6 protein-coding genes are annotated in these 17,017 nt (G+C 74.1%); 3 read left to right on the forward strand and 3 right to left on the reverse strand.

What is annotated here, in order from left to right:
• Positions 1 to 278 precede the first annotated feature (278 nt).
• From ABZZ20_RS06700 to ABZZ20_RS06710, 3 genes are all read left to right on the forward strand, one after another.
• Entirely contained in the window at positions 279 to 3,560 is a 3,282-nt protein-coding gene (locus tag ABZZ20_RS06700) for a type 2 lanthipeptide synthetase LanM family protein (protein WP_356867483.1), read from the forward strand.
• A 68-nt stretch (positions 3,561 to 3,628) separates the two neighbouring features.
• Entirely contained in the window at positions 3,629 to 3,859 is a 231-nt protein-coding gene (locus tag ABZZ20_RS06705) for a hypothetical protein (RefSeq protein ID WP_356867485.1), read from the forward strand.
• A gap of 70 nt (positions 3,860 to 3,929) precedes the next feature.
• A complete protein-coding gene (locus tag ABZZ20_RS06710; protein ID WP_356867487.1) occupies positions 3,930 to 6,848 on the forward strand; it encodes an AAA family ATPase in 2,919 nt (972 codons plus the stop codon).
• A gap of 113 nt (positions 6,849 to 6,961) precedes the next feature.
• Here ABZZ20_RS06710 and ABZZ20_RS06715 read toward each other — a convergent pair whose 3' ends face one another.
• From ABZZ20_RS06715 to ABZZ20_RS06725, 3 genes are read right to left on the reverse strand one after another with little or no spacing between them, the layout of a single operon-like run.
• Positions 6,962 to 8,248 (reverse strand): MFS transporter, encoded by a 1,287-nt coding sequence (locus ABZZ20_RS06715; RefSeq protein WP_356867489.1) that lies wholly within the window; start codon positions 8,246 to 8,248, stop codon positions 6,962 to 6,964.
• Between the two features lie 52 nt (positions 8,249 to 8,300).
• Positions 8,301 to 9,659, reverse strand: coding sequence for a cytochrome P450 (locus ABZZ20_RS06720; RefSeq protein ID WP_356867491.1), 1,359 nt, complete (start codon positions 9,657 to 9,659; stop codon positions 8,301 to 8,303).
• Positions 9,656 to 17,011: an amino acid adenylation domain-containing protein gene (locus ABZZ20_RS06725; RefSeq protein ID WP_356867493.1), complete on the reverse strand. Its 7,356-nt coding sequence runs from the start codon at positions 17,009 to 17,011 to the stop codon at positions 9,656 to 9,658. The genes ABZZ20_RS06720 and ABZZ20_RS06725 overlap by 4 nt, the downstream gene beginning before the upstream one ends.
• Positions 17,012 to 17,017 lie beyond the last annotated feature (6 nt).

Consider the following 17,017-nt stretch of genomic DNA (forward strand, 5'->3'; position numbering starts at 1 on the left):
GAAGGGGCACTGGACACAGGCTGCGGGCGGCCGGGCACACGGGGCATCGGGCCGCGGCCCCCACATTTGTGGAGGTGCGCCGCCGTACGCGCGGATCCTGTGAAGGCGGGCCCGCGGGCGACCCGGGACCCGGGCGCAACCGGGTGCGCCACGGCCGCGGCCACGGGGCGCCGCACCACCCCCTACGGCCGGTCCGCGGGGGCCCGTGGGGGAGGCTCCGCGGAATATGGGGGAACGGCCCCCATGTGCGCGGCCCCGCGCTCTGCGAGTTTTCTCCTGTGACTGACACCGCCACCACCGCCGAAGAAACCCAGGTCGGCGGCCTGGCCCCCCACTGGTGGGCCCGGGCCCTGAACCTGCGGGAGCGACTCGCCGCCCCGGGTACCCCGGTACCCGCACCGGTCGACGCCCCCCACAGCCGACCGGCGCCGTGGTCCCTGGGGGACGCGGAGGGCTTCGCGGCCCGGCTGGCGAGCCTGGGGGCGGGACAGGACCTGGCGCACGCCCTCGCGGCGGAGGCCCCCGGCCGGCTGGCCGCCCGCAGCGCCAAGCCGCACTGGGTCCGGTACGTCGAGCGGGCGGTGGCGGCGGCCCCCGCACGGGCCGGGCAGCCGGTCCCTGCGGCGGCCGGGACGGACGGCGCCGCGGTGTTCCTGCCCGCGCTGCGCCCCCTGATCGGGCCGGCCTGGGCCGAGGTGGCCGCGCGCATCGAACTCGCCGGGGACGAACGCGCCGCGGTACGGGCCGCGTTCGAGGAGCGGCTCGGCGACCGGCTGATCCGGCAGTCCGCCCGGACGCTGGTCAGGGAACTCCACCGGGCCCGTACGCAGGGGCTGCTGGCGGGGAGTACCCCGCAGGAGCGGTTCGCGGCCTTCGTCGCCCGGCTCGGCACCCGGCAGGGCCTGGCACAGCTGTTCACCGGCTACCCGGTGCTGGCGCGGATGCTGGGCCAGACCTGCGCGTACGCCGTCGAGGCCACGGTGGAACTGCTGGACCGTCTCGCCGCCGACCGCCCGGAGATCGTCGCGGGGCTGCTCGGCGGGTCCGACCCGGGCGCCCTCGTACGGATGGACCTTGGCCGGGGCGACGTCCACCAGGGCAACCGGTCCGTGGCCCTGCTGTACTTCGCCGACGGGGCGACCGTCGTGTACAAACCCCGGCCGCTGGACCAGCACGTCCTGCTCGACCGGGCGGTGGGCTGGGCCAATGCGAAGGTGCCGGGCCTCGGACTGCGGACCCCGAAGTCGGTGCGCGGCAACGGGTACGGCTGGCTGGAGTTCATCGAGCACGGCTGGTGCGCCTCGCCCACCGAACTGGACCGGTTCTACCGGCGCCAAGGTGCGCTGCTCGCCCTGCTCTACGCGATCGACGGCGTGGACATGCACTACGAGAACGTCATCGCCTGCGGTGACCAGCCGGTGCTGGTGGACGCGGAGACCCTGCTGCACTCCGGTCTGCCGGCGGCCGTGACCTGCGGGTCCGATCCCGCGGCGGACGCCCTGGCCTCCTCGGTGTACCGCACCTGCCTGCTGCCGAGCCTGCTGATCGGCGAGAACGGCGCGATGGACATCTCGGCGCTGGGCGGCGGGGACGGCGGCTCGTACCCCAGCGACGGACTGCGCTGGGAGGCCGCCGGCACGGACGAGATGCGGATGCTGCGCGGGCCGGTGGCCAGCCAGGCCGGGCAGAACCGGCCGGCGCCGCAGGGCAGGGCGGCCGGCCACGCCGACCACCGTGCGGCCCTCCTGGAGGGCTTCCGGGCCGGGTACGACGCGATCACCGAGCACCGGGCCGAACTCCTGGGCGAAGCCGAAGCCGAAGCCGAAGCCGAAGCCGAAGCCCACGCCGACACCGACGGTGCCGGGGACGGCGAAGGCTGCGGTGACCGTGGTCTGTTGGCCCGCTGGGCCACCAGCCCGGGGCGCCTGATCGCCCGCTCGACCCGCCTCTACACGACCCTGCTGGACGAATCCACCCACCCCGACGTGCTGGGCGACGCGCTGGCCCGGGACGCCGTGCTCGCCGTGCTGTGGGCGGAGTCCGAGCGCGACCCGGCCCGCCAGCGGCTGATCGAGTACGAGATCGCCGACCTGTGGTCCGGGGACGTGCCGCTCTTCTTCCACCACCCCTCGGACACCGCGCTGAGGACCTCCCGCGGCACCCGCCTCGACGGGATGCTGCCGGCCCCGAGTCTGCGCGCCGCCCGGGCGAAGATCGCGGCCATGGGGGAGGTGGACCGCCACGACCAGGAGTGGATCATCTCGGCGACGCTCGCCGTCACGGGCGCCAACCTCAGTGTCGGCGGCCCGCGTTCGACCCTGGCCGGGCCCGCCGCCCCGGCCGTCGTGCCCGAGCCGTCCCGGCTGCTGACCGCCGCCTGTGGCATCGCCGACGAGATCGCCGCCCGCGCGGTGCACGGCGCCGGGCGCGTCAACTGGCTCGGCCTGGAGCAGGTGGCCGGTGAACACTGGGCCGTCCTGCCGATGGGCGGCGGCCTCGCCCAGGGGTACGGCGGGGTGGCACTCTTCCTCGCCCAGCTCGGCGCCCTGACCGGCGCCGAACGGTACACCGCCCTGGCGCGGCAGGCCGTACGGCCACTGCCCGCACTGCTCGCCGCACTGGCCCAGAACCCCGGGCTGAGCGCAGCGGTGGGGCCGGGAGCCCTGCACGGACTCGGCGGCATCGTCTACACGGTGGCCCGGCTGGCCCCCCTGCTCGGCGACGGCCTCGGCGACTGCCTGCCCGACGCCCTCGCCGCCCTGGAACGCGCCGCCGAGGCCGATGCCGAGGACGGCTCCGAAGGGCCGGCCGATCTGGCCGACGGCCTCGCCGGAGCCCTGGCCGCCACGGTCGCGGCGCAGCGTACGTACGGGGCGATCGGCCCGGCGGGCTCGGCCCGGCGGCTCGCCGACCGACTGCTCGCCCGGGCCGAGAAGACGTCCCTCCAGCGCTCCGGGCAGCACCCCGCGGACCCCGGCTTCGCCCACGGCGACGCCGGAATCGGCTGGGCCCTGCTGCGCTACGCCGCCGTCCAGGAGGAGCAGCGGCAGCCGGGAGCCGCGTATGCCCGCGCCGGTGCCGCACTGCTGCGGCCGGCGCTGGGACGGGCGCTGCGCCGCCCCGACGACCTCGACTGGTACACGGGCCTCGCGGGCACCGCGCTGGCCGCCGCCGACGGGTTGGGGATCGCCGGACAGCCGGTCCCCGATGCCGAACTCGACCGGTGCGCAGCCCTGCTGGGCGCACCGTCCGAATCCCCCGAACTGAGCCTGTGCCGCGGCGCCCTCGGATCCCTGGAACTGCTGGGCGTCCTCGCCGGGCGGGGCCACACAGGGGCCCGGGCCGCACTCGGCCACCGGGCGGGGGAGGTTCTCGGCCGACTGGAGGACCACGGCCACCGCTGCGGCACCCCCGACCACGTACCGTCTCCCGGGTTCCTCACCGGGCTCTCCGGCATCGGGTACGCCCTGCTCCGGCTCGGCTTCCCGGAGGCGGTCCCGTCCGCCTTGCTGCTCGAACCCGCCGCTCCGGCGTCGAGCGGCCCGACCACCACCTGCTGACCAGCGTCACCGAGCACTTCCGCACTGAGCGCCACTCCCCTCAGGTATCGAGAAAGGTACTCACCACCATGCAGAAGACCCAGGTCAACGCGCAGTCCGCGGCCGTCGCCAACGAGGTCGCCGCCGAGGTCGCGGCCGACGCGCGGATCGAGGACCCGGCCGGCGGGATCACCCTGTCGGGACGGAACAAGGCGTGTGCCCGGGCCCGTGCTCTGGCCGGTGTGGTGCTCACCAGCGGCATCGTGATCACCCTCAGCTCGATCGACACCAGCGTCTCCGCCCCGAACGTCACCTGGTAGCCCCGACCCTTGTTCGAAACGGCCAACTTTCGCCGCCCAGCGAGCCGTTCGCATGAACTAGATTGCACTCATGCGTTCCCGTTCGCGGTACATCGTCGGTCGTGACTCGCAACTGCGCGAGATCGAACAGGCACTGACCGACGCGGGCGAAGGGCGCGGCGGGGTCGTCTTCCTGGTGGGCGAGGCCGGAATCGGAAAGTCCCGGCTCGCCGCCGAGGCCGTCGGCATGGCCTTCGGCAGGGGCGTGCGCGCCTTACGGGGTCGGAGCAGCACCACCGGCCCCACCGTCCCTTTCCGGCCACTCACCGAAGCGCTGATGTCGCTGTTCCGCAGCGGCGAGCCGATGGACGACCTGCCGCTGGGTCCCTACCGGCCGGCTCTCGGTCGGATCATCCCGGACTGGAGCAGCGACGCCCAGAACAACAGCTCCATGGTGATCCTCGGCGAGGCCGTGCTGCGGCTGCTCATCGCCACCGGCAAGGAACACGGCCAACTCCTCCTGCTGGAGGACCTGCACGACGCCGACCCCGAGACGCTCGCGGTCGTCGAATACCTGGTGGACAACCTGGAGTACACGAACATCGTGCTCCTGGCCACGATCCGTACGGAGCCCTGCGACGCGCTCGACATGGCCGACTCGGCCCGCCGGCGCGGCGTGGGGACCGTACTGGAACTCGCCCCGCTGACCCGCCCCGAGGTCCGCTCGATGATCGCCGCCCAGCTCGACACCGAGCCCGATCGGGTTCCGGCGGCGGCCCTTGACCGGCTCTGGGACGACAGCGCCGGCAGTCCCTTCCTCGTCGAGGAACTGCTCCAGGGCATGATCGGCAGCGGCGCCCTCGTCCGCTTCGAGGACGGTTGGCGGGTGGTGGGCGACCTGCGCAGCGACGTGTCGACCGCCCTCGCCCGGGGAATCCTGCGCCGTATCGACCGGCTGGGCCCGCAGGGGTTGACCCTCCTGTCCGCGGCGGCCGTGATCGGCCGCCGCTTCCCGCTGACCGTGCTCCAGCGGATGACCGGCATCGACGACCGCGGGCTGCTCAGCCACCTGCACGCCGGGGTCGCGGCCCAGCTCGTCGTCCCCGACGAACCCGCCCCCGACTGGTACGCGTTCCGCCACTCGCTCACCGCCGAGGCCCTGCTCACCCAGCTCACGCCGGGCAACCGGGCGGCGATGTCCGGCCGCGCCGCGGACGCGGTCCAGGCCCTCTACCCGGACCTGGAGGGCGACTGGTGCCCCCTGGTCGCGGAACTGCGCTCCCAGGCGGGCGACGAGGCCAAAGCCGGCCGCCTGTTCACGGACGCCGGCCTGCGGGCCCTCGCGGCGGGCGCGATCGGCTCCGCGATCACCCTGCTCAGCCGCGCCGAACGGCTGCTCGCCGGCAGCCAGGACGTCGCCGGTCGGACCGACGCCCTGGAGGCCCTGCTGCCCGCGCTCGCAGAGGCCGGCGACTTCACCCGGGCCTTCGGCTTCGCGGAGAACCTGCATACCCTCGGCGGCAGCGGCCTGAGCACCACCCGGCTCGCCGCGCTGCACACCCGGCTCGCCAAGGTGGCCCACACCGCCGGCCGCTGGGAGGACGGCAATAGACAGATAGCCCAGGCCAGAACCCTCCTGGGCGGCACCCCCGACGAACGCTGCACCGCCTCGATCGACGTGACCGCCGCCTACCTGGCGCTCGACACCCCCGGCCCGGACCGCACCCAACTGGCCGAGAAGCTCGCCCACTCCGCGCTCCAAGCGGCCCAGCGCCACGGCCTGGCGACCGTCGCCTGCCAGGCCCTGGAACTCCTCGCCACCCTCGCCCGCGAACGGGACTTCGACGAGGCCACCGCCCTGCTGGAATCGGCCCTGCACACCGCCGAACAGCATCAGCTCCCGCTCCAGCGCATGTACGCGCTCACCCGGATCGGCGGGAACAACTGGCTCACCGAGGGCGCCACCGCCCCGCTGCTGGCGGCCCGCGCCGAGGCCCAGCGGCTCGGCTCGGCCACCATCGTCTACACCATCGACGGCATCATGATCCTGGACGCCGTCCTGCGGGCCGGGTTCACCGCCGCGCAGCAGTCCGCCGAAGAGTGCCTGGCCGTCGTCCAGCGGCTCCGGCTGGCCCCCGCCACCCGCTACGTCCTGATGGCCCGGGCGGCGCTCGCCGCGCACCGCGGGGACCGGCCGGCGATGGAGGAGTCCCTCGCCGGCTTCGCCGACTGGGACGGGGCCGGCTCCCAGGAGGAACCGCTGACCCGCGGGCTCGCCCGGGCCTTCTGCGCGCTGATGGAGGAGGACCGGGCCGGCGCCGTCCACGAGATGCGCGCCGTGGCCGATCTGGAGGACACCAACCCCAGTACGTACTACCTCAGCGGGCGGTACGGCATCGGCCTCCTCCTGGACGTGCTGTCGGGAGGGGCCGACCGCGCCGCGTACGAGGAGATAGCGGCCACCGCACCCGGACGGATGCGCTGGAACCGGCAGTTCGTCCACTTCGCGGGGGCCGTCCTGCTCGGCCGCGAAGGCCGCCCCGAGGAGGCCGCGGCGGCCGTGGCCGAGGCCCTGCGCACCGCGGACCCGTACACCACCGCCCTCCACCTGGGCCTGCGCCTGATCGCCGAGGCGGCGTACGAGGACGGCTGGGGCGAGCCGGTCGCCTGGCTGCGGCGTGCCGAAGAGCATTTCCACCAGGGTGGTGTGGCCGCGGTCGCGGGCGCCTGCCGCGCCGCCCTGCGGCGCATGGGCGCCCCGGTCCACCAACGACGGACGGGTTCGAGCGCGATCCCGGACGTCCTGCGCTCCCAGGGCGTCACCGTGCGCGAGTACGAGGTCTTCCAACTCCTCGCGGAACGACTGGGCAACAAGGACATCGCGGACCGCCTGTACATCTCTCCCCGTACGGTCGAGAAGCACATCGCGGCCCTCGGCACGAAGACGGGCCGCCCCAATCGGGCGTCCCTGTGCGAACTCTCCGCATCCTTGGCCGCGTCGGCTTCCTGATCCGGGCCCCCGCCCGGACCCCCGGACCCCCCGGCCCCGTCGCCGGAGGGGCGCGGGCCCGGGGCGCGTCCCGGCGGCGCCCGCGGGGAGGGAGCGCGACGGCAGGGTCCCGGTCAGCGCATCTCGCGGACCACCTTCGAGCTCAGGATGCCGATCGCCGTCACCGTCAGGATCACGGCGGAGAGGGCGAACATCGGGGCCGTACCCGACCGGGCCAGGGCCCCGCAGGCGATCAGGGAGAGCGGGGCCACGCCGTAGCCGATGACCATGTCCACGGAGATCACTCGGCTCAGCACCGCGCCGTCGATGTTGCGCTGGATCCAGCTGAGGCCGAAGACCCCCTGGAAGCCCATGCCGAAGCCCATCGCCAGGACCGTCACCAGTGCCCCCACGGTGCTGTCGACGATGCCGAGCAGGCCCGTGCCGATGGCCAGCCAGCCCGCAAGGGCGGCGATCAGCAGACCCACGCGGGGGCGGCTGCTCAGGGCCCCGCCGACGAGGGTGCCCAGCATCGCCCCGCCGGCCAGGGCGCCGTTGAGCAGGCCCAGGGTCGTCGAGCCGCCGTGCAGGTCGACCTTGGCCAGGGTGGCGAAGCCGACGGTGAAGGGACCCGCCTGGCAGAAGGTCACGGCCGCGTCGACTGCCAGGATCGTGCGGATGCGGGGGTCTTCGAAGGCGTACCGCAGCCCTGCGCGGATGCGCGAGCCCAGGGAGTTCCCGGCCGCCACCGGCGCCGCGGGCGCCGACGCCTCTGCCTTGGCCCCGGCCTTCGCCTCGGGGTCCGCCCCGGGGCGCGGCAGCGGGCGGATGCCCGCGACGCACAGGCCGCAGAGCGCGAAGCACGCCCCGTCGACGAGGAAGGCGATCGAGGCGTCGGAGAAGGCGACGACCATGCCGCCGACGGCCGGGCCGAGCACGGCCGAGACCTTCGTACCGACCGCGAGCAGCGCGTTGGCCGGCGCGAGTAGTTCCTTGTCCACCACCGAGGGCAGGATCGACGCCCGGGCGGGCTGGAAGAACGCGTCGACCGCGCCGAACGCCGCGGCGGCACAGCACAACATCCACACCGTCAACGATCCGGTCGTGCCGGCCAGGCCCACCGCCGCCATCAGGCCGGCCCGGGCCCAGCTGGAGAACTTCATCAGCGTCCGCGAGGACCACTTGTCGCTGAGGGAGCCCCCGACCAGCGTCAGGAGGGCCCGGGGGACCGCCTGGAAGGCGAGGACGTAGCCGAGGGCCAGGGTGGACTGGGTGAGGCTCAGCGTGATCCAGGAGAAGGCGATGTAGCTGAACCCGTCGCCGAGCAGGGACAGGGACTGCCCCAGCCACAGCAGGCGGAACGAGGGCAGCCGGGCGGGAGCGCGCAGCCGTGATCCCGCGTCCACCAGAGTCGAAGCCATGAGGGAACCCTTCGAGGGGCCGGGGCCGCCGGCCGGCGGCCGGCGGCCTTGGTCAGTAGCGGACGGGCAGGGCGGTCAGGGCGCGGTTGAGCAGCGAGAGCTGCCAGGTGTGCTGCTCTTCGAGCAGGTGCAGGCCCGGGTACTCGCGGACGAGGACGTCGACCACTGCGACCGCGATCAGCCGGGCCAGCGCCGCGCCGATGCAGAAGTGGGCGCCGAAACCGAAGCCCAGATGGGAGGCGGAGCCGCGCCGGACGCTGAACCGGTCGGGTTCGGCGAAGCGCTGCGGGTCCCGGTTGGCGGCTGCGGTGACCAGGAACATCCGGTCCCCGGAGCGGACCGGATGACCGTCGAGGTCGAAGTCCCGGGCCGCGGTGCGGATCGACATCTTCGAGGGGCCGTCGTAGCGCAGCGCCTCCTCCACGGCCATGGACACCCGTTGCGGGTCCTCGCGTACGGCCGCCAGCTCGTCGGGGTGCTCCAGCAGGGCGAGCACGGCGTTGACGATGAGGTTGCTGGTGGTCTCGCCGCCCGCGAAGGCCATCTGGGTCAGCATGCCGACGAACTCCTCCTCGCTGACCGACTTCCCGATCTGGCCGCCCGCCAGCACGGAGCTGATCAGGTCGTCCTTCGGGTCGGTGCGGCGCTGGCGCACCAGGCCGGCGAGGTAGTCCTCCAGGTTGACCAGGGACTGGAGGGACGTGCGGTACTCGCGTTCCTCCTGGGCCGCCCCGAGCACCAGGTCGCCCACCCGGGCGTTCCAGTACCAGAAGGACGGGCCGTGCGCCTGGGGCACGCCCAGCCAGCGGGCGAAGACCAGCGCGGGCAACGGCCGGGCGATGTCGGCGACCAGGTCGCCCACCTGCCCGGGTACGGCGCGCCGGGTGAGCATGGCGCGGGTGGCGCGTTCCACGAAGGCGCGGTACCGGCCGATCGAGCGGGCCGCGAACTGCTCCTGGAAGACCTGGCGCAGCCGCCGGTGCTGCGGCGCGTCGTTGAACACCATCCAGCGGGCCAGGATCGCGAACGCCCGCTCGGTGTCCTCGCGGGCCCCTTCCGGTACGGCGTCCATCAGCGGGCCGACCCGCTCGGCGGAGACCGCCGGGTCGCGCAGGCAGTGCATCAGCTGGGCGTGGCCGGTGACCAGCCAGGCCCGGTGCATGGCGGACCAGTACACGGGGTCGTGGTCGCGCACGGAGTTGAGGTAGCCGTACGGGTCCGCGTTCACGGCGGGGTCGAGGAGGTACCGCTCGGTGAAGGCGGACGACGGGGGAGCCACGGACCGCTGGGCCGCCGGAGCGGGGGGCGCCGGAGCGGCGGGGGCCTGGGCCGGCGCCGGGGCCGCCTGGGCGGCCGTCGGGTTCTTCGGGGACACCGGGCACACCGGGGTCGTCGTGGTCAGGATGGTCATCGGCGGGCCTCCGACTGGATCCGGCTGAGCACCGCTGCCGTCTGGGGCATCAGCCGTTCGGACATCATGGACATGTGGTCGCCTTCGGTGACGTGGACGGTGAGCCCGCCGAGGGCCAGCTCCCGCCAGCGGTCGACGTACGTGCGGTAGTCCACGTCGAGACCGGGCATCGGTTCGCCCTCGGGCAGACCGGCAGCGGCCGTCCCCACCACGAGGTGGATGTGGCCGGGGTAGGGGCGGAGTTCGTACGCGGACAGCGCGGTCAGCAGCGAGTGCCACACCTCGATGGGCGCGTTCTCCACCAGGGCCGCTTCGCTGGGGCTCATACCGGCGCCCAGCAGCAGGGCGGTGAGCTCGGCCACGGCCGACTCCCGCTCCACGGACGGAGCCAGGGCGCGCACGCGCTCGCGCCTGCGCAGTCCCTCCTCCATGTCCCGGCCGACTCCCGCAAGGCGTTCGCGGGCCACCGGATTGGGAAGGTACGGCTCGATCAGCACCAGCGGTTCGACGGTGTGCCCGGCCCCGTGCAGCTGGGTGGCCATCTCCAGGGCGATGTTGGCGCCCATGGACCAGCCCAGCAGGTCGTGCGGGCCGTGCCCGCCGTGGGCGGCCATCTCGGCCACGTAGTTGGCCGCGATGCCGGCCACGGTGGTCGGATCGACGCCGCCGAGCAGGCCACGGGCCTGGAAGGCCCGCACCGGCCGCCCCGGCGGGAGGGTCCTGGCGAGCGGGACGTACCAGGCCGCGCTGCCGCCGGTGGGGTGGACGCACCACAGGGGCGCGCCCTCGCCCTCGCGCAGCCGGACCTCCGAGGTGACGGCTCCGACCGCGCCGGCCTCCCCGGCCCCGCGGCCTTCCGCGCCCTCCGTGGCCCGGGCGGCGAGCTGCGCGATGGTGGGCAGCTCGATCAGGTCGCGCACCGACACCTCCAACCCGCGCGCGGCAGCCTGGGCGGCCACCCGGACCGTGGACAGGGAGCTCCCGCCGAGGCGGAAGAAATCGTCGTGGATGCCGACCTCGGGGAGACCGAGCACGTTCCGCCACACCTCGGCGAGCAACAGTTCGGCCGGCGTGCCGGGTGCGACGTACGCGGTGTCGCCGTCGAGGCGCTCGGCCGCGGGCAGGGGCAGGGACCGCTTGTCGATCTTTCCGCTGCTGTTGACCGGCATCGCGTCGAGGAAGACGAAACGCGCCGGCACCATGTAGCCGGGCATCCGCGAGCGGAGGGCCTGCCGGATGCCCTCGACGGCCGGCCGCTCGCCCCCGTGGGCGACCACGTAGGCGACCAGGGCCGGTTCACCGCCCGGCAGATCGCTCCGCAGCAGCACCACCGCCTGGCGGACCCCGGGCAGTTCCCGCAGCGCGTGCTCGATCTCACCGAGCTCGATGCGGAAGCCGCGCAGCTTGATCTGGCTGTCGCGCCGGCCGAGCCACTCCACGGTTCCGTCGGGGCGCTGCGCCCCGATGTCGCCGGTGCGGCAGAGCCGGTCGCCCGGCGCGCCGTACGGGTCGGGGACGAAGGTGGCCGCGGTCAGCCCGGGCCGGTTGAGGTAGCCGGGGCCGACGGCCCGTCCGCCCAGGTAGATCTCGCCGGGCACGCCGACCGGGACCGGCTGCATGTCCTCGCCGAGGACGTACATCTGGGTGTTGCGGATCGGCCGGCCGACCGGCGGTCGCGTGCAGTCCGGAGTCAGTACCGCGGCCACGGACCACACGGTGGTTTCGGTGAGCCCGTAGATGTTGATGAAGCGGCGGCCCCGCGACCAGGTCCTGGCCAGCTCGGCCGGGCAGGCCTCACCGGCCACCTGGAGCACCTCCAGCGCAGGGAACGTGTCCTCGCCCAGTACGGCCAGCGCGCTCGGCGGCAGCATGCATCCGGTGATCCCGTACGCGTGCAGGGTGTGTGCCAGATCGGGTCCGGGGCGCAGCGCCTCCCGGGGCGCGGTGCACAGCCTGCCGCCGTTGGCCAGGGACCAGGTCAGCTCCAGGACGGAGGCGTCGAAGCTGAAGGAGGCGAACTGGAGCACCCGGTCGGCGGGGGTCGGGGAGAACAGGTCGCGCTGACCCTCCAGCATGTTGGTCAGGCCGCGGTGCGCGATCGCGACCCCCTTGGGCGTTCCAGTCGAGCCCGAGGTGTAGATGATGTACGCGGTGTTCTCGGGGCCCGTGCCGGCGACGGGTGGGGTGGGCTCGGGAGCACCGGCCGCCGGTGCGTCCGGCTCGTCGAGGAACAGCGTCTCGCCGTCGAAGGGAACCACCCCCGCCAGCGCGGACTGGGTGAGCAACACCCGCATTCCGCTGTCCTGTGCCGTGAACGCGAGTCGCTCGGTGGGGTGTTGCGGGTCCAGCGGCAGGAACGCGCCGCCGGCCTTGAGGACGCCGAGCAGCGCCCGCACCATGTCCGGGCCCCGGTCGACGCAGATGCCGACCACGACCTCGGGACCGACCCCGAGCGTGCGCAGCCGGGTGGCCAGCCGCACCGCCGCCGCATCGAGCCCGGCGTACGTGACCTCGCCGGTGGCGTGCGCGACGGCCACCGCGTCCGGGGTGCGCGCCGCGTGTTCGGCGAAGCACTCGTGGAACATCAGCGGGGTGTTGGGCAGGACCGGTCCGCGCGCCCACTCCTCCAGCGCGCGGCTGCGGGCGGGGCCGGTCGGCGCCGGCTGAACCACCGGTCCCTCCGGTTCGGCGACCATCGACTCCAGCACCGAGCACAGCAGGTCGGCGAGCTCCTCCGCGGTGGCGGCGGATACGTAGTCGGGGTCCGCGTCGAGGGCGAAGCCGTCCACGCTCGCGTTGACCAGCAGCGGGAACATGGTCCGGGAGATCTCCAACGACTCGTCCCAGGTGTCCCCCGACAGCCGGTGGAAGTTGACGTAGTTGAAGATGGCCTCGACCAGGCCCGGCTCGCCGGGACGCAGTTGCTGCAGCCGGACCAGGGGCACCCGGCGGTGCGGCAGCATCTCCTGTTCGGCGGCGAAGACGGACTGCACGTACTCCAGCCAGCTCCCCCGGGGGCGCGGCACGCCGAACGGAACGGTGTTGAGGAAGAGCCCCCGCATCCGGTCGGCGCCCGGCAGCTCGGGCCGGCCGTTGGTGACCAGTCCGATCGCGTGCCCCGCCGCGGCTTCGTCCCGTTCGGCGAACAGGCTCATGGCGTGGTGGAACGCCGTGATCAGGACGGTGCGCCGGGGCACCCCGGCCAGTCGGGCCAACCGCCCGATCGGTTCCGCGAGCCTGCGGTAGGAGCGCGTGGTCTCGTGGACGGGCTTCCCGTCGGTCTCCTGGGCGCCTCCCGCGCCGCGCCGGGTGAAGCGGACCGGCCGCAGGTCGCTCAGCGTCCTGCGCCAGTACTCCAACGCCCCTTCGTCCGCGGACGCGGCGCGTTCCAGCGCGACGTACTCGGCGAACCGGGGCGAGGCGGGCAGTTCCGGATCGCCGCCGTGCGCCACCGCCCGGCGGTGCAGGTCGAGCAGGTCCGCGATCAGCGAGGTCAGGCTCCAGCCGTCCAGGACGACGTGGCAGTCGGTGAGGGTGAGCCGCAGCTCCTGGTCGGTGATCCGGTGCAGGTGGATGCGGATCAGCGGCGGGGCGGCCAGGTCGAAGCGGCGACCGAACTCCTCGTCGACGAACTCCCTTAGCGCACAGCGCTGTTCATCCTCGGACAGGCCGCGCAGATCGGTGTGGCCGACCGGGACCTCGGCGCTGCGGTGCACCAGCTGGAGCGGCTCGCTGAAGGACACCAGGTCGATGGAGGAACGCAGGATGCTCTGGCCCCGTACGACGGTGTCCACGGCCGCCTGGAAGGCCGCCGGGTCGAAGCCCTCGGGAATCGTGATCTTGAGCGCGGTGACGTTGTGGTAGGCGCCGCGCCGCGGGTCGGCCAGCATCTCGTGCAGCATTCCGGCCTGGAGCATGGTGAGGGGGTACGCGTCTTCGAGCCCCTCCGGCAGCCGGGCGGCATCGGCGGGGTCGAGCTGGGAGAACGGCCGCACGGGCGCGGCCTCCTCGCCGTGCGCCTCGGTGGCCAGCCGGGCCAGGTCGCCCAGGGTGCGGGCCCGGAACAGGTCCGCCACGCTCAACCCGAGACCGGCGCTGCGGGCCAGCCCGATCACCCGCAGGGCCAGGATGGAATCGCCGCCGAGGTCGAAGAAGTTCGCCGTGCTGCTGATCCGCTCGGTGCTCAGGACCTCCGACCAGATGGCGGCCAGCGCCTCCTCGGCCTTCCCCGCCGGCGCGACGAACGAGGCGGGGGCCGCGGTCCCCTCGACCGCCACCGCCACCAGCGCGGCACGGTCCACCTTGCCGTTGGAGGTGATCGGCAGCTTCGCGTGCCGCACGAACAGGGCGGGGACCATGTACTCGGGCAGTGTGAGCCGCAGCCGGTCCCGCAGGTCCGGGGCGTCCAGCGGGCGCCCCTCCGTCAGCACCAGGTGCGCGACGAGTCGGGCCCCGCCGTGCGCGTCGGGGCGGGCCACCACCGCGGCGTCCCGCACCCCGGGCAGGGCGCGCAGGGCCGTCTCGATCTCCCCGGGCTCGATCCGGAAGCCGCGGATCTTGACCTGGTGGTCGGCGCGGCCGACGTACGCCAACTGTCCGTCGGGCAGCACCCGTACGAGGTCGCCGGTGCGGTACATCCGGGTCCCGCCGGGACCGAAGGGGTCGGCGGGGAACCGCTCCGCGGACAGCTCGGGCCGGTTGCGGTAGCCCCGGGCGACACCGCCGCCGCTCACGTACAGCTCGCCCACGGTGCCCCGCGGGACCAGCCGGCGCGACGGGTCGAGGACGTAGCCGTGCTGGCCGGCCAGCGGGCGGCCGATCGGCGAGTACACGGCCGAGACCGTGTCCTCCTCGGTGATCAGCCGGTACGTGACGTGCACGGTGGTCTCGGTGATCCCGTACATGTTGACCAGCGCGGGCCGTTCGCCCTCCGGGACGGCGAACCAGTCGCGGTAGTCGCGGGCGTCGAAGGCGTCACCGCCGAAGACCACGGTGTGCAGGTCGAGTTCGGCGAAGCTCGCACCCTGCTGGGCCATGTGGGCCCGCAGCCCCTTGAACGCGGCGGGCGTCTGATTGAGCACGGTGACCCGCTGGGCGCGCAGCACGGAGTGCACCGCGGCGGGGTCGCGGACCTCGTCCTCCGTCAGCACGATCACCCGACCGCCGCTGGTCAGGGGACCCCACAGTTCCCACACGGAGAAGTCGAAGGCGGGGGAGTGCACGAGCGTCCACACGTCGTCGGGACCGAAGGCGAAGTGCCGGTCCGCGGCGTCGAACAGCCAGGCGGCATTGGCGTGGGTGATCTCGACGCCCTTGGGCCGTCCGGTCGATCCGGAGGTGTAGATGACGTACGCGAGGCTCTCCGGGCGGGGGAGCACCCCGTCGAGGTCCGCCGCGTCCGCCGCGGGGGCGGCGTGCTCGGCCTGCTCGGTGCCCTCCGCGCCCTCGGTGCCACCGGGCCCGTCGAGGGCGATCACCCCCACCGGCAGCCCCTCCACCGCCGCGCGCCCGACGGCGTCGGCGACCACCCACTCCACCCCCGCGTCGGTGACCGTGAACTCCCGCCGGGCCCGTGGGTGGGCAGGGTCCAGCGGAAGGTACGCCGCGCCGGCCCGCCACACCCCGAGCAGGGCCACGGCCAGGTCCACCGACCGACCCAGGCACACCCCCACCAAGGACTCCGGCCCGATGCCCGCGGCGCGCAGCCGCCCGGCCAGGGCCCGGGACGCGGCGTCGAGTTCGGCGTACGTCAGGCTGCGTCCGCCGCCGGCGACGGCCACGGCGTCGGGCGTGCGCCGGATCTGCTCGGCCACCCGCTCCGGAGCCAGGCGCGGCGCGGGCTCGGAACCCGCGCCCACCGCGGCGGGGTTCGCGGGGCCGTCGGGGCCGAGGAGCTCCGCGATCTCCTCGTCCGTGAGCAGGGCCATCTCGCTCAACGGAACGCTCGGGAGCCTGGTGAAGGCCCGCAGTACGGCGACGGTGTGCGCGGCCAGCCGGGCCACCGACTCCGCGGTGAACAGGTCCGGGCGGTACACGAACTGCAACCGCAGCCGGTCCGCGTCCTCGCAGAGGTCCAGCGTCAGGTCGAACTTCGCGGTGGTGAGGTCGATGGGGACGGCCGTGCCCCGAGCGCCGCCGAGGTCGTACGAGCGGCCCTGCCCGGCCTGGGACTGGGAGAACAGCACCTGGAACAGCGGATTGCGGGACAGGTCACGCTCCGGGCTGAGCTCGTCGACGACCCGCTCGAAGGGCAGCGCCTGGTGCGAGAGCGCGCCCAGGACGCTCTCCCGGGTCCGGGCGAGCAGTTCGGCCGAGGTGGGGTCGCCGGCCAGGTCGGTACGGATGACCAGGGTGTTCACGAAGAACCCGACGAGCTGTTCGGTCTCGGCCCTGTCCCGGTTGGCCACGACGGTGCCGAGCGTGATGTCGTCCTGGCCGCTGTGGAAGGCCAACGCCGCCTGGAACGCCGACATCACGGTCATGTACGCCGTGGTGTCGGCCCGCCGGCCCAGCTCGGCCAGGGCCGCCGTCAGCGGCTCGGGCAGTTCGACGCTGTGCACGGCGGCGGCATAGGAACGGGCGGCCGGGCGCGGGTGGTCGGTGGGCAGGTCCAGCGGGGTCAGGCCGGCCAGGGTGGTGCGCCAGTAGGCGAGGTCGGCGCTCTCGTCGGTCCCGCGCTGCCAGACCGCGTAGTCGACGTAGCTGATGGGCGCGGCACCGGCGGGCGCCGCGCCGCCCTGGGTCCGGGCGAGGTAGCAGGCCCGCAGGTCACGCATCAGGATGTCCAGGGACCAGCCGTCCGAGACGATGTGGTGCATGGCGAGCACCAGGACGTGGTCGTCCTCGGCCACCCGCAGCAGCGTGGCCCGGAAGGCGGGCTCGGCGGCCAGGTCGAAGGGCCGAAGGGCCACCTCCCGGACGGCGGCGGCAACGGCCCCGTCACCGCCTTCCCGTACGGACGCGGGCAGCTCCACCAGGTCCAGGCCGGCTCCGTCGGCGCCGAGCACCTGCTGGGCCGGGACCCCTTCCACATCGGGGAAGACCACCCGCAACTGCTCGTGGCGGGTGACCAGGTCACCGATCGCCGCGTCGAGCGCGCTCACGTCCAGCGGGCCGGCGAACCGCCAAGCCACGGGCATCAGGTACTCGATGCTGCCGGGGTCGAGCTGGTCGAGGAAGTACAGGCGCTGCTGGGCGGCCGACAGGGGAGCCCGCTCGGGGCGCGGGTCCAGGCGCGGGATGCCGACCGGCGCGGTGGAAGCCTTGCCGCGCAGGCGCCGCTCCAGCAGCTGACGCGCTGCCGGGGAGAGCCCGCCGGGGGTGGTGGAGGATTCGACCTGTGAAGTGGTCATGGGAGG

The organism is Streptomyces sp. NPDC006430, from assembly GCF_040612395.1.
Classification (GTDB): Bacteria; Actinomycetota; Actinomycetes; order Streptomycetales; family Streptomycetaceae; genus Streptomyces.